This window comes from Streptomyces sp. NPDC029836 (genome assembly GCF_055574495.1).
The window spans coordinates 296,419-319,596 of the sequence record NZ_JBVHZI010000008.1; the positions used below are offsets into that span (position 1 = coordinate 296,419).

The 23,178-nt window shown below is 73.5% G+C and carries 19 protein-coding genes; 6 read left to right on the top strand and 13 right to left on the bottom strand.

The window, feature by feature from the left end; all coding sequences use genetic code 11:
• Positions 1 to 64: 64 nt before the first annotated feature.
• Together ACZ4XJ_RS23955 and ACZ4XJ_RS23960 are read left to right on the top strand one after the other, a co-directional pair.
• Positions 65 to 1,042: a glycosyltransferase family 2 protein gene (locus tag ACZ4XJ_RS23955; protein ID WP_468497276.1), complete on the top strand. Its 978-nt coding sequence runs from the start codon at positions 65 to 67 to the stop codon at positions 1,040 to 1,042.
• A complete protein-coding gene (locus tag ACZ4XJ_RS23960) occupies positions 1,039 to 2,778 on the top strand; it encodes a polysialyltransferase family glycosyltransferase (RefSeq protein WP_468497277.1) in 1,740 nt (579 codons plus the stop codon). Before ACZ4XJ_RS23955 ends, ACZ4XJ_RS23960 begins: the two co-directional genes overlap by 4 nt.
• A gap of 94 nt (positions 2,779 to 2,872) precedes the next feature.
• On the opposite strand, the gene ACZ4XJ_RS23965 is transcribed toward ACZ4XJ_RS23960, so the two are convergent.
• The 6 genes from ACZ4XJ_RS23965 to ACZ4XJ_RS23990 form a co-directional block, all read right to left on the bottom strand.
• A complete protein-coding gene (locus ACZ4XJ_RS23965; protein ID WP_362882324.1) occupies positions 2,873 to 5,002 on the bottom strand; it encodes a 3-hydroxyacyl-CoA dehydrogenase NAD-binding domain-containing protein in 2,130 nt (709 codons plus the stop codon).
• Positions 4,999 to 6,225 (bottom strand): thiolase family protein, encoded by a 1,227-nt coding sequence (locus ACZ4XJ_RS23970; protein WP_362882326.1) that lies wholly within the window; start codon positions 6,223 to 6,225, stop codon positions 4,999 to 5,001. The genes ACZ4XJ_RS23965 and ACZ4XJ_RS23970 overlap by 4 nt, the downstream gene beginning before the upstream one ends.
• Positions 6,226 to 6,362: 137 nt before the next feature.
• Complete coding sequence (locus ACZ4XJ_RS23975) at positions 6,363 to 7,121, bottom strand: ferritin-like domain-containing protein (RefSeq protein WP_468497278.1); 759 nt, start codon at positions 7,119 to 7,121, stop codon at positions 6,363 to 6,365.
• A 109-nt stretch (positions 7,122 to 7,230) separates the two neighbouring features.
• Positions 7,231 to 8,511 (bottom strand): ribonuclease D, encoded by a 1,281-nt coding sequence (locus ACZ4XJ_RS23980; protein ID WP_362882329.1) that lies wholly within the window; start codon positions 8,509 to 8,511, stop codon positions 7,231 to 7,233.
• 89 nt (positions 8,512 to 8,600) lie between these two features.
• Positions 8,601 to 9,263: a helix-turn-helix transcriptional regulator gene (locus tag ACZ4XJ_RS23985; protein ID WP_007267191.1), complete on the bottom strand. Its 663-nt coding sequence runs from the start codon at positions 9,261 to 9,263 to the stop codon at positions 8,601 to 8,603.
• 275 nt (positions 9,264 to 9,538) lie between these two features.
• Complete coding sequence (locus ACZ4XJ_RS23990; RefSeq protein ID WP_362882330.1) at positions 9,539 to 10,195, bottom strand: DUF3000 domain-containing protein; 657 nt, start codon at positions 10,193 to 10,195, stop codon at positions 9,539 to 9,541.
• Positions 10,196 to 10,286: 91 nt separating this feature from the next.
• Here ACZ4XJ_RS23990 and hemE point away from each other — a divergent pair, with 91 nt between their 5' ends.
• A complete protein-coding gene (hemE, locus tag ACZ4XJ_RS23995) occupies positions 10,287 to 11,351 on the top strand; it encodes a uroporphyrinogen decarboxylase (RefSeq protein ID WP_362882332.1) in 1,065 nt (354 codons plus the stop codon).
• Positions 11,352 to 11,441: 90 nt separating this feature from the next.
• On the opposite strand, the gene ACZ4XJ_RS24000 is transcribed toward hemE, so the two are convergent.
• Both ACZ4XJ_RS24000 and ACZ4XJ_RS24005 read right to left on the bottom strand, forming a co-directional pair.
• The gene (locus ACZ4XJ_RS24000; protein ID WP_468497279.1) at positions 11,442 to 12,821 is read right to left on the bottom strand and encodes an FAD-dependent oxidoreductase; all 1,380 of its coding nucleotides are present in this window, start codon (positions 12,819 to 12,821) and stop codon (positions 11,442 to 11,444) included.
• 61 nt (positions 12,822 to 12,882) lie between these two features.
• The gene (locus ACZ4XJ_RS24005; protein ID WP_468497280.1) at positions 12,883 to 13,944 is read right to left on the bottom strand and encodes a DUF4349 domain-containing protein; all 1,062 of its coding nucleotides are present in this window, start codon (positions 13,942 to 13,944) and stop codon (positions 12,883 to 12,885) included.
• A gap of 139 nt (positions 13,945 to 14,083) precedes the next feature.
• Here ACZ4XJ_RS24005 and hemG point away from each other — a divergent pair, with 139 nt between their 5' ends.
• Together hemG and hemQ are read left to right on the top strand one after the other, a co-directional pair.
• On the top strand, positions 14,084 to 15,532 hold the full coding sequence (gene hemG, locus ACZ4XJ_RS24010) for a protoporphyrinogen oxidase (protein WP_468497281.1): 1,449 nt from the start codon (positions 14,084 to 14,086) through the stop codon (positions 15,530 to 15,532).
• Positions 15,533 to 15,555: 23 nt separating this feature from the next.
• Positions 15,556 to 16,269 carry a hydrogen peroxide-dependent heme synthase gene (hemQ, locus tag ACZ4XJ_RS24015; RefSeq protein ID WP_362883806.1) on the top strand — a complete coding sequence of 238 codons (714 nt, stop codon included), beginning with the start codon at positions 15,556 to 15,558 and terminating at the stop codon, positions 16,267 to 16,269.
• Positions 16,270 to 16,367: 98 nt separating this feature from the next.
• On the opposite strand, the gene ACZ4XJ_RS24020 is transcribed toward hemQ, so the two are convergent.
• The 5 genes from ACZ4XJ_RS24020 to ACZ4XJ_RS24040 form a co-directional block, all read right to left on the bottom strand.
• Complete coding sequence (locus tag ACZ4XJ_RS24020; RefSeq protein WP_468497282.1) at positions 16,368 to 18,086, bottom strand: alpha/beta fold hydrolase; 1,719 nt, start codon at positions 18,084 to 18,086, stop codon at positions 16,368 to 16,370.
• A 173-nt stretch (positions 18,087 to 18,259) separates the two neighbouring features.
• Positions 18,260 to 19,009, bottom strand: a complete 750-nt coding sequence (locus tag ACZ4XJ_RS24025; protein ID WP_468497283.1) for a TIGR04222 domain-containing membrane protein — start codon at positions 19,007 to 19,009, stop codon at positions 18,260 to 18,262.
• Between the two features lie 83 nt (positions 19,010 to 19,092).
• Entirely contained in the window at positions 19,093 to 20,112 is a 1,020-nt protein-coding gene (locus ACZ4XJ_RS24030; protein ID WP_468497284.1) for a TIGR04222 domain-containing membrane protein, read from the bottom strand.
• Complete coding sequence (locus tag ACZ4XJ_RS24035) at positions 20,109 to 21,488, bottom strand: MbnB/TglH/ChrH family RiPP precursor modification enzyme (protein WP_468497285.1); 1,380 nt, start codon at positions 21,486 to 21,488, stop codon at positions 20,109 to 20,111. Before ACZ4XJ_RS24035 ends, ACZ4XJ_RS24030 begins: the two co-directional genes overlap by 4 nt.
• Positions 21,489 to 21,610: 122 nt before the next feature.
• Entirely contained in the window at positions 21,611 to 22,420 is an 810-nt protein-coding gene (locus tag ACZ4XJ_RS24040) for a peptidyl-tRNA hydrolase (RefSeq protein WP_468497286.1), read from the bottom strand.
• Between the two features lie 71 nt (positions 22,421 to 22,491).
• On the opposite strand from ACZ4XJ_RS24040, the gene ACZ4XJ_RS24045 reads away from it, so the two are divergent.
• Complete coding sequence (locus tag ACZ4XJ_RS24045) at positions 22,492 to 23,166, top strand: AIM24 family protein (protein ID WP_362883797.1); 675 nt, start codon at positions 22,492 to 22,494, stop codon at positions 23,164 to 23,166.
• Positions 23,167 to 23,178 lie beyond the last annotated feature (12 nt).

Sequence of the window (23,178 nt, forward strand, 5' to 3'; positions counted from 1 at the left end):
ACGGCCCGCGCGGGAGCCCTCCCGGAGTCGTGTGTGGAAAATGGGGAGAAGGTGAGTGCCTCCGATGGTGACCCTTTCGGTGATCGTCGCGATGTGTGATGTCCGGGATTATTGCCGGACGGCGCTCAAATCCTTGGTGTTGAATGCCCGGGAGGATTTCGAGTTCATCGTCGTGGACGACGGTTCCACCGACGGGACGTCCGAGATCCTGCGCGAGATGGTGCCGCGCATTCCCGGTGCGGTACTGATCAGCAATCAGCGGAACCTGGGAATATCGGCCACCCGGAACATCGGCCTCACGGCCGCCCGCGGCCGGTTCTTCACCTTCCTCGACGGTGACGACTGGTACGCGCCCGGTTACCTCGCCCAACTGGTTGGCTGGATGAGCCAGTCGGGAGTCGACTTCCTGCGCACCGGCCACGTCCGGGTGTACGGGAGGAAGCGCAAGATAGTCATGGCGCCGCTCGCCCCCCGGGCCCTTCCGCTGAATCCCGTGGACTGGATAGGCCCCGTGGACGCCTCCACCTTCATGGACTACCCCCAGTCCTGGGCGGGCATCTACGACCGCCGGCGCCTCCTCGACGTCGACGCGCTCCACTTCGACGAGAGCCTGCGCACCGCCGAGGACCGGCCCTGGTTCTACAAGCTGCACCTGCGGACCGAGTCATTCGGCGTCGTCGACCTCCACGGCATCTTCTACCGCCGCGACGTGTCGACTTCCCTCACCAAGGCCCCGGACGAACGCCAGCTCGACTTCCTCCCCGCCTTCCGGTTGATTTTCCAGGAGCTGGCCCACCACCCGCGCGGATATGAACTGTCGTTCAAGGCGATGCGCACCCTGTGCGCGCTCATCGTCATTCACCTGGACCGCGCCGAGTCCTACGAGGAGGCCACCCGCCAACTGCTGCGGGAACGCGGCGCCGGGATCCTGTGGGAGCTGCCCCAGGACGTCGTCGAGGGCACGCTGGCGGGAATGGACTCCGGACGCGTGAACAAGCTCAGGGCGCTGATGGCCCGACACCAGGGCGCCGCCGCCCGATGACCCGCGTATTCGCCGCCTCCACCCTCTACGGCGCCATGACGGTGGCCGCCGCCATCGACGCCGGTCAGCTCGGCCGGGACGACCGCGAACGCGTCCTGCTGGTGTGCAACAACGTCGAGATCCCCGAGGTCGCGACGCCCCTGCACCACATGCCGGGCGCCGCCGCCGTCCTCGCGCGCTTCCACCGCGTCGTCTACTGGAACGACCTGATCTACCCCTTCCACCCGGCGCTGTGGGCCCCGCGCGACGAGGACGCCCCGCTCTGGCGCACCGTCATGGCGGAGAAGATGGGCATCCGACCCGGTCCCCTGGAACTCGTCGTCGAATCGATCCAGGTCAAACCCGCCCAGACGCTCTGCAAGATCTTCTCGGACGCCACGCTCGCCGTGTACGCCGACGGCGTCATGAGCTACGGCCCCACCCGCAACGACCTCCCCCGGGCGATCCACGGCCGGATCGGTCAGGTCCTCTACCTGGACCTGGTCCCCACCCTGCTGCCCATGCTCCTCACCGAGTACGGCATCCCCTCCCAACCGGTGCACACCGGGGCCGTCCTCAAGCTGATGGCGGAGGTCACCGACGAGTGCCGGGCCATCCTCGACCGGGTGATCCCGCCACAGCTCGCCCGCAACGGCCCCGACACCGCCGTCCTCCTCGGCCAGTACCTCTCCCCGCTCGGCATCCTCACCGAGGAGGAAGAGGAGGACCTGCACCTGCGGATGTTCCACAACGCGCTGCGGCTCGGCTTCACCTCGGTCGTGTTCAAACCGCACCCCAGCGCCCCCTCCAGCCTCGCCGACACCCTCGGCGTCGCCGCCCGGGAGGCCGGGGTCGCCTTCCTCGTCCTGGACGTGCCCGTCCTCGCCGAGACGGTCTTCGAGTACCTCGCCCCGCGCCAGGTCATCGGCTGCTTCTCCACCGGCCTGTTCACCGCCCGCGCGCTCTACGGGATCCCCGTCGCGCAGATCGGCGCGCTGGAGGTCATCCGCAGGATGCGCCCGTACGCCAACAGCAACCGCATCCCCGCCACCCTCACCCACGCCCTGCTGCCCGACCTGGAGGCGCCCACCGGCCATCCGAGCGACCGGGTGCTGGACATCGGGCACATCCGGGCGGAGGTCACCCCGTACGTCCAGGCCGTGGGCTACTGCATGCAACCCAAGCGGTACGCCTTCCTGCGTCCGGTGGCCGAGGAGTACGTCGCCGCGGCCGTCGACCAGTGGGAGGGCCGCCCCGAGCTGTCCATGCACTTCAACGAACGCACCCGGACCCGGCTGGACCTGCCCGGGCCCCGCACCTGGAAGTGGCGCAAGGGCAAGGGCTGGACCCTCCGCGGCAGCCGGGACCGCAGCGAGCCGGACGACGTGCCCTTCACCGACATCACGCTCAGCGGCTTCGCCTCGCTCGTCGAGGCGAAGGACGACCGGGGCGTGCTGGAGGTCGGCGCCCGGCTGCTCGCCGAGCACGAGAACCTCGACCTGCTCATCGGCATGGCCCAGGCCCACATCCGCCGCAAGGAGACCGACCAGGCCGTGCGGCGCCTGAAGCGGGCCGTGGACATCTCGGCCGGCAGCGGGCGCGCGCTGGTGTGGCTGCGGATCTCGGAGACCGCCGCGAAACTCGGCAAGCCCGGTGACGAACTGCGCCGCGATGCCGCCCGCAGGGCGCTCGGCATCAACCCCGATTCACCGGCCGCCCGGCGCCTCGTCAAGAACGGCCGCCCCGGCCGCAAGTAGGGCGGGCACCGCACGGGACCCGTCCACGAGGCGCGCACGCGAAGGGGCCCGTCCGCACGAGGTGCGGACGGGCCCCTTCCTGCGCGTACGGGTGTTACGCGGGAACGCTCGCCACGCCCGGGGCGAGGAACTTCTTGCCGTTCACCCGCTCCGAGACGCCCTCACGGTCCAGGTACGGCGTGACGCCACCCAGGTGGAAGGGCCAGCCGGCGCCGGTGATGAGGCAGAGGTCGATGTCCTGGGCCTCGGCCACGACACCTTCCTCCAGCATCAGACCGATCTCCTGCGCCACCGCGTCCAGGACGCGGTCGCGGACCTGCTCCTCCGTCAGGACGGAGTCGCCCTGCACCAGGAGGGCGGCGACCTCGGGGTCCAGCTCCGGCTTGCCGGAATCGTAGACGTAGAAGCCGCGCTTGCCGGCCTTGACCACGGCCGCCAGGTTCGGGGAGACGGTGAAGCGCTCCGGGAAGGCGCGGTTCAGGGTCTCGGAGACGTGCAGACCGATCGCCGGGCCCACGAGCTCCAGCAGCACCAGCGGGGACATCGGCAGGCCGAGCGGCTCGATGGCCTTCTCGGCGGTGACCACCGGGGTGCCCTCGTCGATGACGTTCTGGATCTCGCCCATGAAGCGGGTCAGGATGCGGTTCACGACGAACGCCGGGGCGTCCTTCGTCAGCACCGCGGTCTTCTTCAGCTTCCTGGCGACACCGAAGGCCGTGGCCAGCGAGGCGTCGTCGGTCTGCTCACCGCGGACGATCTCCAGCAGCGGGAGGATCGCGACCGGGTTGAAGAAGTGGAAACCGACCACGCGCTCCGGGTGCTGGAGCTTGGAGGCCATCTCGGAGACCGACAGCGAGGAGGTGTTGGTGGCGAGGATCGCGTGCGCCGGGGCGACCGCCTCGACCTCCGCGAACACCTTCTGCTTGACGGACATCTCCTCGAACACGGCCTCGATGATGAAGTCCGCGTCCGCGAAGCCCTCGGCCTTGTCCAGCACACCGCTGACCAGGGCGGTCAGGCGGTTCGCCTTGTCCTGGTTGATGCGGCCCTTGCCGAGCAGCTTCTCGATCTCGGCGCGGACGTAGCCCACGCCCTTGTCCACGCGCTCCTGGTCGATGTCGGTGAGGACCACCGGCACCTCCAGACGGCGCAGGAACAGCAGCGCCAGCTGCGAGGCCATCAGACCCGCGCCGACGACGCCGACCTTGGTGACCGGACGGGCCAGCGACTTGTCCGGGGCGCCGGCCGGGCGCTTGGCGCGCTTCTGGACCAGGTTGAAGGCGTAGATGCCCGAGCGCAGCTCGCCGCCCATGATGAGGTCCGCCAGCGCGGTGTCCTCGGCGTCGAAGCCGGCCTGGAGGTCGCCGTCCTTGGCCGCGGCGATGATGTCCAGCGCGCGGTAGGCGGCCGGAGCGGCGCCGTGCACCTTGGAGTCCGCGATGAAGCGGCCCTTGGCGACGGCCGCGTCCCAGGCCTCGCCGCGGTCGATGTCCGCGCGGACGACCTCGGTGGTGCCGTTCAGGACGTTCGCGGTCCACAGGAGCGACTGCTCCAGGAAGTCCGCGCCCTCGAAGAGCGCGTCGGCGATGCCGAGCTCGAAGACCTGCTTGCCCTTGAGCTGACGGTTCTGGTTCAGCGAGTTCTCGATGATGACCGAGACCGCGCGCTCCGCGCCGATCAGGTTCGGCAGCAGGGCGCAGCCGCCCCAGCCCGGAACCAGACCGAGGAAGACCTCGGGCAGCGAGAACGCCGGGATGGCCTTGGAGACGGTGCGGTAGGTGCAGTGCAGACCGACCTCGACGCCGCCGCCCATCGCCGCGCCGTTGTAGTAGGCGAAGGTCGGGACCGCGAGGGCCGCCAGACGCTTGAAGACGTCGTGGCCGCCCTTGCCGATGGCGAGCGCCTCGTCGTGCTTCTTCAGCAACTCGACGCCCTTGAGGTCGGCGCCGACCGCGAAGATGAACGGCTTGCCGGTGATGCCCGCGCCGACGATGGAGCCCGCGAGGGCCTCCTGCTCGACCTGGTCGATCGCCGCGTTCAGGTTGGCGAGGGACTGCGGACCGAAGGTGGTCGGCTTGGTGTGGTCGAAGCCGTTGTCCAGCGTGACGAGCGCGAAGCGCCCGGCGCCGAACGGCAGGTCCAGGTGACGGACGTGCGCGGACGTGACGACCTCGTCCGGGAACAGCTCGGCCGCGCCCTTCAGGAGCTCAGCGGTGGTGCTCACTTGGAGTCTCCCTCGGCGTTGAAGTTCGGGTTCTCCCAGATGACCGTGGCGCCCATGCCGAAGCCGACGCACATGGTGGTCAGGCCGTAGCGGACGTGCGGCTGCTCCTCGAACTGGCGGGCCAGCTGCGTCATCAGGCGGACGCCGGAGGAGGCCAGCGGGTGACCGAACGCGATCGCGCCGCCGTACTGGTTCACGCGGGCGTCGTCATCGGCGATGCCGTAGTGCTCCAGGAAGGCCAGCACCTGCACGGCGAAGGCCTCGTTGACCTCGAACAGGCCGATGTCCTCGATCGTCAGCCCGGCCTGGGCCAGGGCCTTCTCGGTGGCCGGGATCGGGCCGTAGCCCATGACCTCCGGCTCGACGCCCGCGAAGGAGTACGAGACCAGGCGCATCTTGACCGGGAGGTTGTTCTCCCGGGCGAAGTCCTCGGAGGCGATGATCGCGGCGGTGGCGCCGTCGTTGAGCCCGGCGGCGTTGCCCGCGGTGACCCGACCGTGCGTACGGAACGGGGTCTTCAGGCCGGCCAGGTTCTCCAGCGTGGTGCCCGGGCGCATCGGCTCGTCGGTGGTGACCAGGCCCCAGCCCGTCTCACCGACCGCCTCGTTGGTGTTGCGGACCGAGATCGGGACCAGGTCCTGCTGGATCTTGCCGTCGGCGTACGCCTTGGCGGCCTTCTCCTGCGAGCGCACGGCGTACTCGTCGGCGCGGAGCTTGGTGATCGTCGGGTACCGGTCGTGCAGGTTCTCGGCGGTCATGCCCATGAACAGGGCGGACTCGTCGACCAGCTTCTCGGAGACGAAGCGCGGGTTGGGGTCCACGCCCTCGCCCATGGGGTGACGGCCCATGTGCTCGACACCGCCGGCGAGGGCGACGTCGTAGGCACCGAAGGCGACACCGCCCGCGACGGCGGTCACGGCGGTCAGCGCGCCGGCGCACATGCGGTCGATGGAGTAGCCCGGTACGGACTGCGGGAGGCCCGCGAGGATGCCGGCCGTACGGCCCAGCGTGAGGCCCTGGTCGCCGATCTGCGTGGTCGCGGCGATGGCGACCTCGTCGATCTTCTTGGGGTCCAGGTCCGGGTTGCGGCGCAGCAGCTCCCGGATCGCCTTCACGACGAGGTCGTCGGCGCGGGTCTCGTGGTAGATGCCCTTCGGGCCCGCCTTGCCGAACGGGGTGCGGACGCCGTCGACGAAGACGACGTCCCTGACGGTACGAGGCACGTTGGCTCTCCTCCAGGTGCGGGTGTGCACTGCTGCGCGGGGGCGTCCCGGGACGTGGTCCTGAGCGCCCGCTCACCCGGCCCATGCTACTTGTGGGTAACCAATGTGCACACCCCCTCCCCGAGGAGCGGCGAAGGTCACACCGCCGGGCGCCCCGCCACCGGCTCCGTCACGGGCCCGTCGGCCATCGCCGAGGCCATGACCGCCGAGGAGCGCAGCACGTCCGCGACGAACGTACGACGCCCCACGCCCAGCGCGCGCAGCGCCGGGCCGTGGTCGACGGCCACCACGACGGCCGCCCCCGCGAGCAGCGCCCGCCAGCCCGCGGTCACCGCCCGCCGCGCGGGCCGGGGGAGCGGCGCCAGGCCCTCGTTCAGTCGCCGGCAGTGGAAGGGGACGTGCCGCTCCTCGTCCGCCAGCAGCCGGCGCGCCACCTCCGCGGCCAACGGGTCCGGGCTGCCGTCGCGCAGGGCCCGGTAGTAACGCAGCGACACCACCTCGGCCACCATCAGCACCAGCAGCTCCTGCTTGAGCCCCATCAGTCGGCGCAGCCGCACGAACGCGGCGTCGCTCCAGTGCCCCTCCAGCGTTCCCGCGCCGCCGGCCGTCAGCAGCAGGGCCAGCATCCGCGCGTGGTTCTGCTCCTCGGCGACGAACAGCCGCACCGCCGCGGCGTACACGCCGTCGCCCGCCCGGTCCGCCTTGCCGGTCAGCGCGGAGCCGTCGCCGTCCTCGCCCACCTGGAACTTCTGGACGCTGCGGACGATCGCGGCGGGCAACCGTGCCCCCGGTCCCCAATCGGGGTCCCCCAGCGCCGCGCGGCGCTCCCCCTCGGCCTCGAACTCCTCGACCCACGCCGCGTACCCGGTGTCGTTCGGGCTCCCCGTTTTGATCATGTTCAAGAAACTAGCGATTGTTGAGCGTGTTCAAAAGGGCTGGGGTGTCATGGACGCGTAACAAAAAAGCCCCCGGCCGACGGCCGGGGGCTCTTTTGGGGGAACGGGCTCAGTCGGTCGCCGCGAGGGCCGTGGCGAGGGCTGCGCCGACCTGCTCGATCTGCCAGGGTCGGGCGCCGTGGGCCGCGAGGGCCTCGGTCACCGTGCCGGCGTCCAGCCGCTGCGGCGGCTCCCAGCACAGCCGGCGCACGGTGTCCGGGGTGATCAGGTTCTCCTGGGGCAGGTTCAGCCCCTCGGCGAGCGCGGACACGGCCGTACGGGCGGCCGACAGCCGGGCCGCGGCGGCCGGGTCCTTGTCCGCCCAGGAACGCGGCGGCGGCGGGCCCGCCGTACTGGCCCCGGGCTGCGGCAGCTCGTTCTCGGGCAGGGCCTTCGCCCGGTCCACGGCCGCCATCCACTGGTCCAGCTGACGCCGACCCATCCGCTGCCCGTACCCGGGCAGGGCCGACAGCGCGTGCACGTTCGCCGGCAGGGCCAGGGCGGCCTCGACGATCGCCGCGTCACCCAGCACCTTGCCGGGCGACACGTCCCGACGCTGGGCGATCTTGTCGCGGGACTCCCACAGCTCCCGTACGACGGCCATCTGCCGGCGCCGGCGCACCTTGTGCATCCCCGAGGTGCGGCGCCACGGGTCCTTGCGCGGCGGCGCGGGCGGGGCGGAGGCGATGGCGTCGAACTCCTGGTGGGCCCACTCCAGCTTGCCCTGTCGGTCGAGCTCCTTCTCCAGCGCGTCCCGCAGGTCCACCAGCAGTTCCACGTCCAGGGCGGCGTAGCGCAGCCAGGGCTCGGGGAGCGGTCGGGTGGACCAGTCGACGGCGGAGTGGCCCTTCTCCAGCACGTAGCCGAGAACGCTCTCGACCATGGCGCCGAGTCCGACCCGGGGGAACCCGGCGAGCCGGCCCGCGAGTTCGGTGTCGAACAGGGAGGTGGGCGTCATGCCTATTTCGCGCAGGCACGGCAGGTCCTGGGTGGCGGCGTGCAGGATCCACTCGGTGCCGTTGAGGGCCTCGCCCAGGGCGGAGAGGTCCGGGCAGCCCACCGGGTCGATCAGCGCGGAGCCGGCCCCCTCGCGGCGCAGTTGCACCAGGTAGGCGCGCTGCCCGTAGCGGTAGCCGGAGGCGCGTTCGGCGTCGACCGCCACGGGCCCGGTCCCGGCCGCGAAGGCCGCGACCACCCGGGCGAGGGCGTCGGCGTCGGCCACGACCGGCGGGATGCCCTCGCGGGGCTCCAGCAAGGGGATCGGCTGCCCATCGGACGAAACCGTGTCGTCCGGGGGGCCGCCCCCGGTGGTGGTGCGCAGGTCTGCTGCGGTCTCTTGGGCGTCGGTCACCGGTCAAGGGTATCCGTGGATGTGACGCGCCCGTCGCCGGAACGTTCCGGCGACGGGCGCGGGGGGGAAGAGCGGACGATCTCCGGGTCCTAGTGGATGATCCCGGTCCGCAGGGCGACGGCGACCATCCCGGCCCGGTCGCCGGTGCCCAGCTTGCGGGCGATCCGGGCGAGGTGGGACTTGACGGTCAGGGCGGACAGGCCCATCGAGACGCCGATGGCCTTGTTGGACTGGCCCTCCGCGACGAGGCGCAGGACCTCGACCTCGCGGCCGGAGAGCTCGCGGTAGCCGCCCGGGTGGCTCGGGGCACCCGGGGGGCGGCGGTGCATACGGGCGGCGGCGGCACCGATGGGGGCGGCGCCGGGCCTGGTGGGGAGCCCGATGTTGGTGCGCGTACCGGTGACGACGTAGCCCTTCACGCCGCCCGCGAGGGCGTTGCGCACGGCGCCGATGTCGTCGGCGGCGGACAGGGCCAGGCCGTTCGGCCAACCGGCGGCCCGGGTCTCGGAGAGCAGGGTGAGACCGGAACCGTCGGGCAGGTGCACGTCGGCCACGCAGATGTCGCGCGGGCTGCCGACGCGGGGGCGGGCCTCCGCGATGGACGACGCCTCGATGACGTCACGGACTCCGAGCGCCCACAGGTGACGGGTCACGGTGGAGCGGACGCGCGGGTCGGCCACGACGACCATGGCGGTCGGCTTGTTCGGGCGGTAGGCGACCAGGCTTGCGGGCTGCTCGAGAAGAACGGACACCTAGGCCTCCTGGGGGAGTGGCGGGACGAGCCGGCGGGGGAAGGGAGCCGGTGCGAACCGTGCGGATGGTCACTGACTCCTTCGGCACGTCACCCGCCCGGCTTTAGGGAATGATCACGATTTAGTGAGTAACAATTCGGGCAATTCGGACGCACGATCGATCAGGGGGCGATCAGAAGCCCGCAACGGATGCGATGTTCTGACACTCCGTGACGGACCCGATCGGTCGTTCGCGCCGCGCACGTGCGGCCGGACGGCCCCGCGGGGCCGTCCGGCTACGGGTGGTGCGGACCGCGGCGCTGTGGCAGGGACACCACGCCCGTGACGGTGTCCGTCGGCCCCGCCGGGGGCAGCCCCGCGATCTGGCAGAGCAACTCGCACCAGGCGGCGAGGTGCGCCGAGGTCTCCGGCACCCCACCCGCCCCCTCCCGCGGCGTCCACGAGGCCCTGATCTCGATCTGCGTCGCGGGGCGCCGCTCCGCGAGCCCCCCGAAGTAGTGGGAGCTCGCCATGGTGACGGTGCCGCTCGGCTCCCCGTACGTGAGCCCCCGCGCGTCCAGCGCCCCGGTCAGCCAGGACCAGCACACCTCCGGCAGCAGCGGGTCCGCGGCCATCTCCGGCTCCAGTTCCGCCCGTACGAGCGTCACCAGGCGGAAGGTCCCGTGCCAGGCGTCGTGCCCCGACGGGTCGTGGAGCAGGATCAGCCGGCCGTCGGCCAGGTCGTCCTCGCCGTCGACGACCGCCGCCTCCAGGGCGTAGGCGTACGGTGCCAGTCTCTGCGGCGGCTTCGTCGGGTCGATCTCGATCCCGGGACGCAGCCGCGCCATCCTCAAGCCGTCGACCGCCCGCCGGAACGGGAGCGGGACCGAGCTCTCCTTCGCGCTGTCCACACCGTCAGCGCCATCTGAAAATCGTCCCTGAGCCGCAGCCATGCCGGGAAGACTAGGCGGAACGAGCGCCCCTACGGCGCAGGGACACCCGCACCGGGTCGGACACTTCTTCATACGTGCGAAGATTTGGGTCGTGAGTGCCAACGAACGCCCCACGGGCCAGCCGAGCCAGACGTACGATTCCGCCTTCCTGAAGGCGTGCCGGCGGGAGCCGGTTCCGCACACGCCGGTGTGGTTCATGCGGCAGGCGGGGCGCTCGCTTCCGGAGTACCGCAAGGTGCGCGAGGGCACGGCCATGCTGGAGTCCTGCATGCGCCCCGACCTGGTCACCGAGATCACGATGCAGCCGGTGCGGCGCCACCGGGTGGACGCGGCGATCTTCTTCTCCGACATCGTCGTCCCTCTGAAGGCCATCGGCGTCGACCTCGACATCAAGCCGGGCGTCGGCCCCGTCGTCGCCCAGCCGATCCGCCGCCGCGAGGACCTCGCACAGCTGCGCGACCTCACCCCGGAGGACGTCTCGTACGTCACCGAGGCGATCGGCATGCTCACGAGTGAACTCGGCAGCACGCCGTTGATCGGTTTCGCCGGCGCGCCCTTCACCCTCGCGAGCTACCTCGTCGAGGGCGGACCGTCCAAGAACCACGAGCACACCAAGGCCCTGATGTACGGGGACCCGCAGCTGTGGGCCGAGCTGCTGGACCGGCTCGCGGAGATCACCTCGGCCTTCCTGAAGGTGCAGATCGAGGCGGGCGCCTCGGCGGTCCAGCTCTTCGACTCCTGGGTCGGCGCGCTCGCCCCCGCCGACTACCGGCGCTCGGTGATGCCGGCGTCGGCGAAGGTCCTGGAGTCCGTGGCCTCGTACGGGGTCCCGCGCATCCACTTCGGCGTGGGCACCGGTGAGCTGCTCGACCTGATGGGCGAGGCCGGCGCGGACGTCATGGGCGTCGACTACCGGGTGCCGCTCGACGAGGCCGTCCGCCGCGTCGGTCCCGGCAAGGCGCTCCAGGGCAACCTGGACCCGGCAGTGCTCTTCTCCACCACGGAGGCCGTGGAGGCCAAGACCGACGAGGTCCTCGCCGCCGCCGCGGGCCTGGAGGGCCACATCTTCAACCTCGGCCACGGCGTGCTGCCGACCACCGATCCGGACGCGCTGACCCGCCTGGTGGAACACGTCCACACCCGCACCGCCCGCTGATCCCCGCCGCTCCCGACCGGAGCGGCGGCGACGCGCCGCAGGACCCCGGTCCTGCGGCGCGTCGTCGTTTCCGGGCCCGTCGGGACGGACCTACACGGCCGCCCGGACCGCCGAGACGGCCTTGCGGGCCGCCACCAGGACGGGGTCCCAGACCGGGGAGAACGGCGGCGCGTAGCCCAGGTCCAGGGCGACGACCTGCTCCACCGTCATGCCCGCCGTCAGGGCGACGGCCGCGACGTCGACCCGCTTCGCGGAGCCCGCGCCGCCGACGATCTGCACGCCCAGTAGGCGGCCGGTACGGCGCTCGGCCAGCATCTTGACCGTCATCTCCGTGGCACCCGGGTAGTAACCCGCCGTGTTGGTGGAGTTGATGGTGGCCGTCACGAAGCGCAGGCCCGCTTCCAGCGCGTCCCGCTCGCGCAGTCCGGTGCGGGCGATCTCCAGCTCGCACACCTTGCTCACCGCCGTGCCCACCACCCCGGGGAAGGTGGCGTAGCCGCCCCCCACGCCGGCGCCGATGACCTGGCCGTGCTTGTTGGCGTGCGTGCCCAGCGGGATGTGCCGGGTGCGGCCCGCCACCAGGTCCAGGACCTCCACGCAGTCACCGCCCGCCCACACGTCCTCGTGACCGCGCACCCGCATCGAGAGGTCCGTCAGGATGCCCCCCGAGGTGCCGAGCGGCAGTCCCGCCGCGCGGGCCAGGGCCGTGCGCGGTTCCACGCCCATGCCGAGCACCACCACGTCCGCCGGGTACTCCTCGCCTTCCGCCGTCGTCACGGCGCGGGCCCGGTCCTCCTCGTCGGTGAGCACCGCCGTCACCTCGGCGCCGGACACCGTACGGATGCCCATCCGGTTCATCGCGCCGTGCACCAGGCCGCCCATGTCGGGGTCGAGGGTGGCCATGGGCTGCGCGCCGCGGTGCAGGACGGTGACCTCGAAGCCCCGTCCGACCAGGGCCTCGGCCATCTCCACGCCGATGTACCCCGCGCCCACGACGACCGCCCGGCGGCCCCGCGCGCGTTCCAGGGACGTCATCAGGCGCTGACCGTCGTCCAGGGTCTGTACCCCGTGCACCCCGTGCGCGCCGATGCCCGGCAGTCGGGGGCGCACCGGGCGGGCGCCCGTCGCCAGGACCAGCTTGTCGTACGCCGTCCACGACTCGGCCCCGGAGTCCAGATCGCGGGCGCGGACCCGGCGCCCGGCCAGGTCCAGCTCGACGACCTCCGTGCGGGTGCGCAGGTCGATGTCCCGCTCCCGGTGCTCCTGCGGGGTCCGGGCGACCAGGTCGTCCCGCTCGGCGACGAGGCCGCCGATCCAGTACGGGATCCCGCACGCCGAGTACGAGGTGAAGTGCCCGCGCTCGAAGGCGACGATCTCCAGCTCCGCCGGGCCCTTCATCCGCCGGGCCTGTGACGCCGCGGACATCCCCGCCGCGTCACCGCCGACCACCACCAGTCGTTCCGTCGCCATCGTCCGCCCCGTTCCGTGCCGTCGTCGTCCTACGGGGCCACGGTACGGGCGCCCCGCGCGCTCAGCCCTCCCGGTCCGCTCCGGATCCACCGGCGTCCCGGCCGGGGGCGGCGTCCGGGGCCGGGGCGGTGGGCGCCTGCGCGGCCGGCGCCTGGGCGACGCGCTCCTGGCGCGGGACCCACGTGGGGTCGGCGGCGGGCTTCGGCTTCGCCGGGCGCAGCCGCCGGTAGGCCCGGAACCCGAGCGCGAGCAGGGCCGCGGCCACCGCGAACGGCAGGACCGCCGCGAGGGCGAGCAGGAGGTAGCGGACCACCGTGGCGAACACCGACCAGCCGGCGGCCAGCGCGTCACCGAACCCCGTCTCCTCGTCCTTCTTCTGCTCCGGCGTCGCCGGCGCGGGCTCCGAGACGGACAACGTGATCGTGCCCAGGGCGGTCCGGTCCTTCAGCGCGGCCTGCTGCGCCAACAGCGACTCCAGGTCGGACTGGCGCCGACTCAGTTCGCCCTCCAGCATGACCACGTCACCCAGCGCCGTGGCCTTCTCCATCATCTCCCGCACCCGGGCCACGCTGGCCTGCTGTGACTTGACCCGGCTGTCGACGTCGGCGACCTTCTCGGTCACGTCCTGCGCCTCCACCTTGCGGTTCAGGAGCTTGCCGCTGCCCTCCAGCGCGCCGATCACCGCGTCGAAGCGTTCGCCGGGCACCCGCAGGGTCAGCGTCGAGGTCATCCGGCCCGCCTTGCCGCGCTGGGTGGACTCGTTGCCGACGTACCCGCCCGCGCCCTCCGCCGCCGTCCGGGCCGCCGCCCGCACCTTCTGCGGCTCGGCCGTCTCGATGCCCAGCGTCCCGGTGCGGATCACGTGCGGACGGACCGCGGTGGGCGCCTGCGAGGCGTTCGGCGCGTTCGGTGTGTTCGGGGCCTTGGCGTCGGCCGCGGCCGGCGGGGCCACCGCCTCCGCCCCGGCCCGCCCGGCCCCGTCCTCCTTCGGCGCGGCCGCGGCCGCGCCCCGGTCGGCCGAGGAGTCGGAACCGTCCGCCCCGCAGCCCGTGAGTGCGAGGGCCCCGGCCAGGGACAGGGCCGCGAGGGCCGCCGCCGAACGGTGTCTGTTGAGCGTGCGCATCGTGAGTGCCCCCGAGGATCCGTCGAATGTCGCCCGTTCGACGTGCGGGGCCCCGTCCCCGGTTTCGTACGCCCGGTCCCGGACCGGTAGCGATGAGGTCACGGTCCGGCCTCACCGGGTGGTCTGAGACGATGTGTCCATGCATGAAGCGGACACGCGTACGGACCGCCCGGCAGTCCCGGGGCACGCCGTCGTCATCGGCGGCGGCATCGCGGGCCTCGCCGCGGCCCACCGGCTGCTGACCGACGGCGTCCGCGTCACCCTGCTGGAAGCCGGACCGCGCCTCGGCGGCAAACTGCACGCGGGCGAACTCGCGGGCCTCCCCGTGGACCTGGGCGCCGAATCCGTGCTCGCCCGCCGCCCCGAGGCGGTCGACCTGGCCCGCGCCGTCGGCCTCGCCGACGCCCTCCGGACGCCCGCCACCGCCACCGCCCACCTGTGGACCCGCGGCGCCCTGCGCCCCATGCCGCGCGGCCACGTCATGGGCGTCCCGGCCGAACCCGGCCCGCTCGCCGCCTCCGGCGTGCTCTCCGTCGAGGGACTGGCCCGCATCGGGGCCGAACGCGACCTGCCGCCCGTCGAGATCGGCGAGGACGTCGCCGTCGGCGAGTACGTCGCCGCCCGCCTCGGTCACGAGGTCGTCGACCGGCTCGTCGAACCCCTCCTCGGCGGGGTGTACGCGGGCAACGCCTACCGGATCTCGATGCGCGCCGCCGTGCCCCAGCTCTTCGACGCCGCCCGCTCCCAACCGATGCTCGGCGAGGCGGTACGGGACCTCCAGGACCGCGCCGCCCGACAGCCGCAGGCCGGCGGACCCGTCTTCGCCGGCATCGACGGCGGCATCGGCCGACTGCCCCTGGCCGTCGCCGAGGCCTGCCGGGCCGCGGGCGCCGACCTGCGCACCGGAGCCCCCGTCCGCGAGCTGCTGCGCACCGCCGCCGGCTGGCGCGTGGTCACCGGCTCCGAGGTCATCGACGCCGACGCCGTGGTGCTGGCCACCCCGGCGGGCCCCGCCGCCGACCTGCTGGCCGGCCTCGCGCCGGCGGCCGCCGCCGAACTGCGCGGCGCCGAGTACGCCTCCATGGCCCTGGTCACCATGGCCTTCCGCCGCTCCGATTTGCCGCCCCCCATCACCGACGGCGGCGCCAGCGGGTTCCTCGTACCGCCCGTCGACGGCCGCACGATCAAGGCCTCCACCTTCTCCAGCAACAAGTGGGCCTGGGCGGGGGCCGATCCGGACCTCTTCCTGCTGCGCACCTCCGTCGGCCGGCACGGCGACGAACAGGACCTGAAGCGGGAGGACGCGGAACTCGTCGACGTCTCGCTCGCCGACCTCGGCGAGGCCGTCGGCCTGGCCGCCCGCCCCGTGGCCTCCACGGTCACCCGCTGGGACCGCGGCCTGCCCCAGTACCCCGTCGGACACCTCGCCCGGGTCGCCCGGATCCGCGGCGCCGTCGCGGCCCTGCCCGGCCTCGCCGTGTGCGGCGCCCTCTACGACGGCGTCGGCATCCCGGCCTGCGTCGCGAGCGCGGGGAAGGCCGCCGATGTGGTGATCGCCTCGTTGGCCACCCCTGGCGCAGACCACTGATCAGCACACGGGACAATGGACGCATGACTGCACCGGAGAAGATTCCCAACGCGGGGAAGAAGGCGAAGGACCTCAACGAGGTCATCCGCTACACCCTGTGGTCCGTCTTCAAGCTGAAGGACGTCCTGCCCGAGGACCGTACCGGCTTCGCCGACGAGGTCCAGGAGCTGTTCGACCAGCTGGCCGCCAAGGACATCACCGTCCGCGGCGCCTATGACGTCTCCGGCCTGCGCGCCGACGCGGACGTCATGATCTGGTGGCACGCCGAGACCGCGGACGAGCTGCAGACCGCATACAACCTGTTCCGCCGCACCAAGCTGGGCCGCGCCCTGGAGCCGGTCTGGTCGAACATGGCGCTGCACCGCCCCGCCGAGTTCAACAAGTCGCACATTCCGGCCTTCCTCGCCGACGAGGTCGCCCGCGAGTACGTCAGCGTCTACCCCTTCGTGCGCAGCTACGACTGGTACCTGCTGCCCGACGAGGACCGTCGCCGCATGCTCAAGGACCACGGCATGATGGCCCGCGGCTACCCGGACGTCCGCGCCAACACCGTCGCCTCCTTCTCGCTCGGCGACTACGAGTGGATGCTGGCCTTCGAGGCCGACGAGCTGTACCGCATCGTCGACCTCATGCGTCACCTGCGCGCCTCCGAGGCCCGCATGCACGTCCGTGAAGAGGTGCCCTTCTACACCGGGCGCCGCAAGTCCGTCGCCGATCTGGTGGCCGGACTCGCCTGATACCTCCCCTGGGGGGAAGGACCGGAGGACTCGACCTCCTCCGGGGATCGGGAGGCCCTGCCCCCGAATCGACGCAGCCGGAGACCCCGCCCGGAAGTTCAGACGACTGGCGGCAGCAGCGCCCTGGGAGCGCCCACTGCCCGGTCGTCCAGCGACACCGGTGCGGGCTCCGGATGCGGCGCACACGTGGTGCGCCACCCCGGCGTGACGCCCGTCAGCAAGTACCGCTCCACCCGACGGTCCACGCACGCGTTGAGCCCGCCGGCCACCCCGTGGTGGCCCGCGCCCTCCTCGGTGACCAACGCCGCCCGCGGGCCGAGCCGCCGTTGCAGCTCCAGCGCACCCCGGTGCGGCGTCGCCCCGTCCCGCTCCGCCGCCACGATCAGCGTCGGGGGCAGGCCCGTCGGACCCGCCCCCACGGCCACCGGCCGCTGCCGCCGCTCCACCGGCCAGAACGCGCACGGCAGGTTCAGGAACGCGTTCGCCCAGGTCTCGAAGGGCGCCCGACGCGCCAGCTCGGTGTTGTCCCGGTCCCAGGTCTCCCAATCGGTCGGCCAGGGCGCGTCGTTGCAGAGCACCGCCGTGTAGACGGCCGTCGCGTTCGCAGCCCGGGCCGCGTCCTGCGGCCGGATTCCCGCCTGGGCGACCAGCGGCCCCGGATCACCCCGCAGGAAGGCCGCCAGCGCCGCCGCCCGCGCGGGCCAGACGTCGTCGTAGTAGGCGGTCTGGAGGTACGCCGCGTGCAGTTCGCCCGTCCCGACGACCCCGTCCGCCGGTTCCCGGGACACGGCCGCCCGGACCCGCTCGTAGCTCTCCCGCACGGCCCGCGCGGTGGCGCCGAGCCCGTACGTGGCGTGGTGGCGGGCCGCCCAGGTCCGGAAGTCGGACCAGCGCCGCTCGAAGCCCGGGGCCTGGTCGAGGTTGTTGCGGTACCAGACGCGCCGCGGGTCCGGGTCCACGGCCGAGTCGAACACCATGCGGCGCACGTGCCCCGGGTACCGGGTGGCGTACACCGCCCCCAGGTACGTGCCGTACGAGGCCCCCATGAAGGTCAGCCGGTCCTCGCCGAGCGCGGCCCGGAGCACGTGCAGGTCGCGGACGTTGTTCAGGGTCGTGTACTGCGCCAGGGCCCCGCCGGCGTGCCGCGCACAGCCGAGGGCGTACGTCCGGGCCGCCGCGACCCGCTCCCGCTTGTACGCGGCGGCCGGCTCGACGGGCACCCGGGTCGGCCCGGCCGACGCCGGCGCGGCCGGGTCCCGGCAGACCAGCGGGGCGGACCGGCCGACCCCGCGCGGGGCGTAGCCGACCAGGTCGTAGGCGGCGGCGACGCCCCGCCAGGCCGGGAGCCCGGCGTACAGCGGGAAGTACATCCCGGAGGCCCCCGGGCCGCCCGGGTTGTGGACGAGTGCGCCCTGCCGTGCGGCGCCCCCGCGCCCGGTGGCCGGGACCCGGCTGACGGTGAGCGGGATCTGCGGGCCGTCGGGGCGGGCGTAGTCGAGCGGGACGCGCAGGACGGCGCACCGCACCGGCGCCGGTAGCTCCTCGACGGCGGGGCAGCGGCCGAAGACGAGCCCGCCGCCGGCTCCGCCCCGTGCCGGGAGGGCGGCGCGCAGGGCGACGCGGACGGCCCCGGCGTCCTCGACGGTGGTCCGGGCGTCGGCGGAGGCGCTCCCGGCGGCCTCCACGGTTGCGCTCCCGGCGGCCTCGGTGTTCGCGGCGACGGCGGCCGGGGAGGGCAGGCACAGGGTGAGGGAGAGGACCGCCAGGGCGGCGGCGCGGCGGCCGGGCGTCGTCCGGGGGAGGGCGGGCGTCGGCATCCGCACGGCAGCTCCTTCGTCTCATCGGTTGGTCCGATGAGATGCCAGGCCCGCCGCCCTGTACAGGCGCACCGCCGGGCGGCGCGGGCCCGGCCGCCGTTACCGCCCGATCGGCCCCCGGCCGGCGGGCGCCGCGTCGAGGTTCCGGCGGGGGCCGCCGGGGTGAGGGTCCGTCAGGCGAGCGCGGCCCGTAGTTCCGGATCCGTCACGGCCCGCACCCCGTGCACGGCCACCGCGGTGAGGGGGTCGGGCGTGCCGTCGGCGCCCGCGTCGCGAAGCAGCTCCAGCAGCAGCCGGCGGCCCGAGGGGGACGCCCAGGGGGAGTTGCGGTGGCCCTCGAAGCGGGCGACGGCCTGGCAGCTCAGGGTGAGCAGCAGCGGCAGCGAGAACCACCACAGCACGGTCACCGTGGTGCCCCGGTCGGAGGGGGCCGCGGCCAGCGAGGCCGCCGCCATGGCGAGGACCAGCCAGGTGGCCCGGCGGACCGCCCGGAGGCCCTCCACGAGATCACCGCGTACCGCCTCGGGGACGGTGAGCCCCGCCGATCCCAGCCGGTCCGCGAGTTCCCGTACGGCCCCGTGCGCGGCGGCCGCGGCCCGCAGCTCCCGGACCGGGGACTGGCCCTGCGGGTCGAACGCCGCCAGCAGGGCCCGCTCGTGCGGGTCCCGCCCGATGGGATCGACGACGGTGGCCCAGCCGGTGTGGGCCAGCAGCAGCCGCCGCCCGCGCGCCATGGACAGCAGCGTCACCACGGCGACCCGGTCCGGGCCGCCGGCCAGGTACGCGGCCTCGTACAGGCTCAGCCGGTGTTCGATGGCGAAGCTCTCGGCGGAGCCGGCGGCCTCGGTGGTGGCGCGCAGGAGCCGGACGCCGGCCAGCAGCACGCCGGCCCACGCCAGCAGGAGGAACAGGACCCAGAACATGCCTGCCTCCTACCCGTTGTCGGAGCCGACGGTCAGGGGCGCCGCACACCTGTGAGCACCTCGTGACCTGTGATGACGGACGTTCAGGAACTGCTGCTGCCGCAGCTGGAGCTGCTGCTCCCGCAACTGGAACCGGACGACGAGCAACTGGAGCCGCCGCCTCCGCCACCTCCGCAGCTACTGCCCGAGGACCCGCAGCCCGGCCCCGAACCGCAACCGGACCCGCCCCCGCCGCCCGCGCCACCGCCGGAGGACGCGCACCACACGACCGGGACCATGAACGCGTCGGAGGACCCGGACGCCCCCGAGGAGTGCCGCCGGTGCCCGGCCGCCCGCGTCTGGGCCGCCGCGAGCCGGGCCTCGCGGGCCGCCGGCACCAGGTGCGAGCGCAGGTACGGGTCCTGCAGACCGCGCAGCCCGAACAGGGCGGTCTGCACCTGCGGTGCCGGATTGCCCAGGTGCTGCGCCCGGATCTCGCGGAGCGCGGCCCGCCCGGCCGCGGTGATCCGCCGGTCGGCGCGCTTCGCGCAGACGATGCCCGTCACGAGGCCGCCGATGAGCGCGGGCAGCACCGCCAGGGCGAACGGGATCCGGGGACCGGCGTCCAGCGCGAGGGTCACGATGGTGATCGGGATCGACGCGAACGCCATCACCGCGCACAGCAGGGCCTGGAGCATGCCCCAGCGCCGCCGGCCGCGCCCGGAACCGGGTGCGGCGACGAGGCCGCGGGCGGCCAGCGCGTCGCCGATCTCCTGCACGGCCGGGTCGAGCATGGCGGTGTAGCGGATCCGGTAGAGCCAACCGGACGCCGCAGCCCGAACGGCCAGCAGCACGGCCCGCTCGGCGGGGTCGCCGGCCCGGGCCCCGGGCCGTACGTGGATGATGCCCGGCCCGCCGATCGCCAGGCGGCCGTCGCCCAGGAGGGAGACGAGCGCGGCGTCGACCACGGCTCCGGGGCCGCCCGCCATGAAGGCGGCCTCGGACAGGTCGTGCAGCCGCGGCGCGGGTTCGGCCACCGGGGGCCGGGCGCGGCGCAGGGAGATCAGGAGCAGGGTGGTGGAGGTGACGACGGCGATCCACACGAGGGCGATCAGGATGCTCACGCGGCTCTCCCCACCAGGGCGCGGGCCCAACGGACGATCGGGTGGGTCGGCCGGGCGCCGGCCCGGTCCCGCCACCAGGCGGTGAGTCGGCGCCGGGCGGCCGGGTCGGCCGGCAGGTCCTGGATGAGCAGGTGTTCGGCGAAGTCCAGGGCGTCGCGGCGGTAGCCGGCCGTCATGGGGCGTTGGCGGGCGTAGGCGAGGAACGCCGTGCGGTAGGCGGCGGGGCCGCCGAGCAGCTCGGGCAGTTCGGGCGCGACCTTGGCCACGACGGAGGCCCGCTTGGCGGCCAGCGCCCGGGCCTGGACGCGGATCCGCTGCCGGTCGAAGCCCTCGGGCACCGGGGTCCCGGCGACCAGCGCCGACAGCAGGGCGGCCTGCCCGAGCCCGAGCCGGGTGCGGGCCGCCCCGGTGTCGGGGGCTTCGTCGGGCGCGGTGGCGCGGGTGTCCGGGGCGGCGGTGTCCCGGACGGTGTCCCGGGCGGTGTCCCGGGCGGTGCCCGCGCCGGGCGCCGCGTCCGGTCCGGGGGCCGTTCCCGTCCGGCCCGGTCGGCGACCGGTGGGGGCGGCGCCCACCACGGCCCGGATCCGCTCCAGTTCCCCGGCCAGCTCCACCTCCGGCGGGAAGTCGTCGTCGCGCTCCAGCAGCACCCCCGGCGGGTCCACCCGCTCGCGCAGCTGCGCGAGGACGTCGAGCACCACCGGCGGCACCGGGTGCGCGTGCGTGTCGTGCCAGACGCCGTCGCGCTCCACCCCACCGGCGACGTGCACGTACGCGAGCGCCTCCAGCGGAATGCCGTCGAGGACGGTCGCCGGGTCCTCGCCGCGGTTGACCCGGTTGGTGTGCAGGTTGGCCACGTCGATGAGGAGCCGTACGCCGGTCCGCTCGACCAGCTCCGTCAGGAACTGCCCCTCCGTCAGCTCCTCCCCGGGCCAGGCGAACAGCGCGGCGATGTTCTCCAGGGCCAGCGGCACGGGCAGCGCGTCCTGCGCGATCCGTACGTTCTCGCACAGCACGGCCAGCGCGTCGCGGGTGCGGGGTACGGGCAGCAGGTGGCCGGCCTCCAGCGCGGGCGAGGTGGTCCGTACGAAGGCGATGTGCTCGGTGACCAGCGGCGCCCCCAGCGCCACCGCCCGCTCCGCGAGCGCGGCCAGCTTCTCGGCGTCGGGCCGGTCGGCTCCGCCGAGGCCCAGCGAGACCCCGTGCGGGACGACGTGGACGCCGCGCTCGCGCAACCTCAGCAGTCCCGGGTGCAGGTGGCCGGGGCAGGCGTTCTCCGCCACCACCTCGACCCAGTCCAGGGCCGGCAGCCGCTCGACCGCGTCCGCGATCTCCGGCCGCCAGCCGATGCCCACCCCCAGGCGCGTCATGGGCTTCATGTCGCCGCCCCCCTCTTCTCTTCGGTCCGTCGGACCGTGTGCCGGTGTGATGACCCCGTCGGAGCCCGGCCAACCCGTGTGGGGGGACGTTCAGAGCATGATTTGAGGTTCCCGCCGCGGCCTCAGAGCCGTGCCCGCAGCGCCGGATGGTCCGCGACGACCGTGCAGGACCCCGGAGCGATCTCCGTGAACCCGGCGTCCCGCACCACCGGCAGCCCGCTCCCACCGAGCTCGGCCCACCGCTCGCGCGGGGCCGTGCGCACGGCCAGCCGGAAACCGGAGTCCCGCCACGCCGTCCGCTCGGCCGGGGACAGCTCCCACCAGGCAAGCTGCGCCGCGTGCCCGACCTGCGCCATCGCCTTGCCGGCCGACATCCCGAGGTCCGGGTTGAGCCATAGCACCGGCAGCTCGGCGGCGGCCGGCGGGACCGGCTCGGGGTCGTCCAGGTCGGTGCCGGAGACCTGGAGCTTCGCCAGCTCCTTGGGCCAGCCGTTCAGCGGCACCGGCGGGAAGACCCGGACCAGGGAGGCCTCGCCGCTCACGGTGATGCCCGGCAGGGTCTGCGCCTTGCGCCACTCCGCGCCGCGCGCCCGCCGGACCACCTTGCGGATCCGGGCGTCCTGCCAGTCGCGGACCGCCTCGGCCCACTCGCCCCCGCCGTGCGCCCGCTCGTCCGTCAGCAGGACCAGCACGGCGCGGGCGGCCGTCTCCAGCGCGTCGGTCCGGGTGGGCGGCTCGGCCTTCTCGATCCGTACGACCAGCGGCAGCACGAACTGGGGGGCCTCGTCGCGCGGTACGTGTTCCAGGCGGAAGGGGCTGTCCGCGCCGACGGCGGGAACGGCGGCGGGGGCGTCGGTGGGGCCGTCCGCGAGTACCGGCGTGTGTCCGCCCGCGGGTACCTCTGTGGTCTCGTTCGTGTGCCGGCTGCTCATCCTGCCAAGGATGCCGGCCTCCGACCTGAGGAGGATGCTCCGGGTCCCCTCCGCGGGCGAGGATCGGAGCCATGAAGAGTGACCTGTTCGCGTCCGAGAACCTGGCCCAGCCCGCTGCCGCACCCGGCATGACCCTGCAGAACGCCAAGTCCGTCAAATACACCGTCAACGGAGAGGTGCTCGCCCGTCAGGGCGCGATGGTCGCCTTCCGGGGGAACCTGCAGTTCGAGCGGAAGGGGCAGGGCATAGGCGGCATGCTCAAGCGAGCCGTGACCGGCGAGGGGCTCGCGCTGATGTCCGTACGCGGCCAGGGCGAGGCCTGGTTCGCGCACCAGGGCGGCAACTGCTTCATCGTCGACTTCGAACCCGGCGACGCGCTGACCGTCAACGGCCGCAACGTCCTGTGCTTCGACCCGACGCTCTCCTACGAGATCAAGATGCTGAAGGGCGCCGGCATGACCGGCGGCGGCCTCTTCAACAGCCTGTTCACCGGTACCGGCAAGCTCGCCGTCGTGTGCGACGGCAGCCCCATCATCATTCCCGTCACCCCGCAGGAGCCGGTCTTCGTCGACACGGACGCGGTCGTGGGCTGGAGCGCCCGGCTGGAGACCGGCCTGCACCGGTCCCAGTCCGTCGGCTCCATGATCCGCGGCGGTTCCGGGGAGGCCGTCCAGCTGAAGCTGAGCGGCGAGGGCTTCGTCATCGTCCGTCCCAGCGAGGTCACCGAGGCGGCGGCCGCGCACTGAACCGCCCCGGGC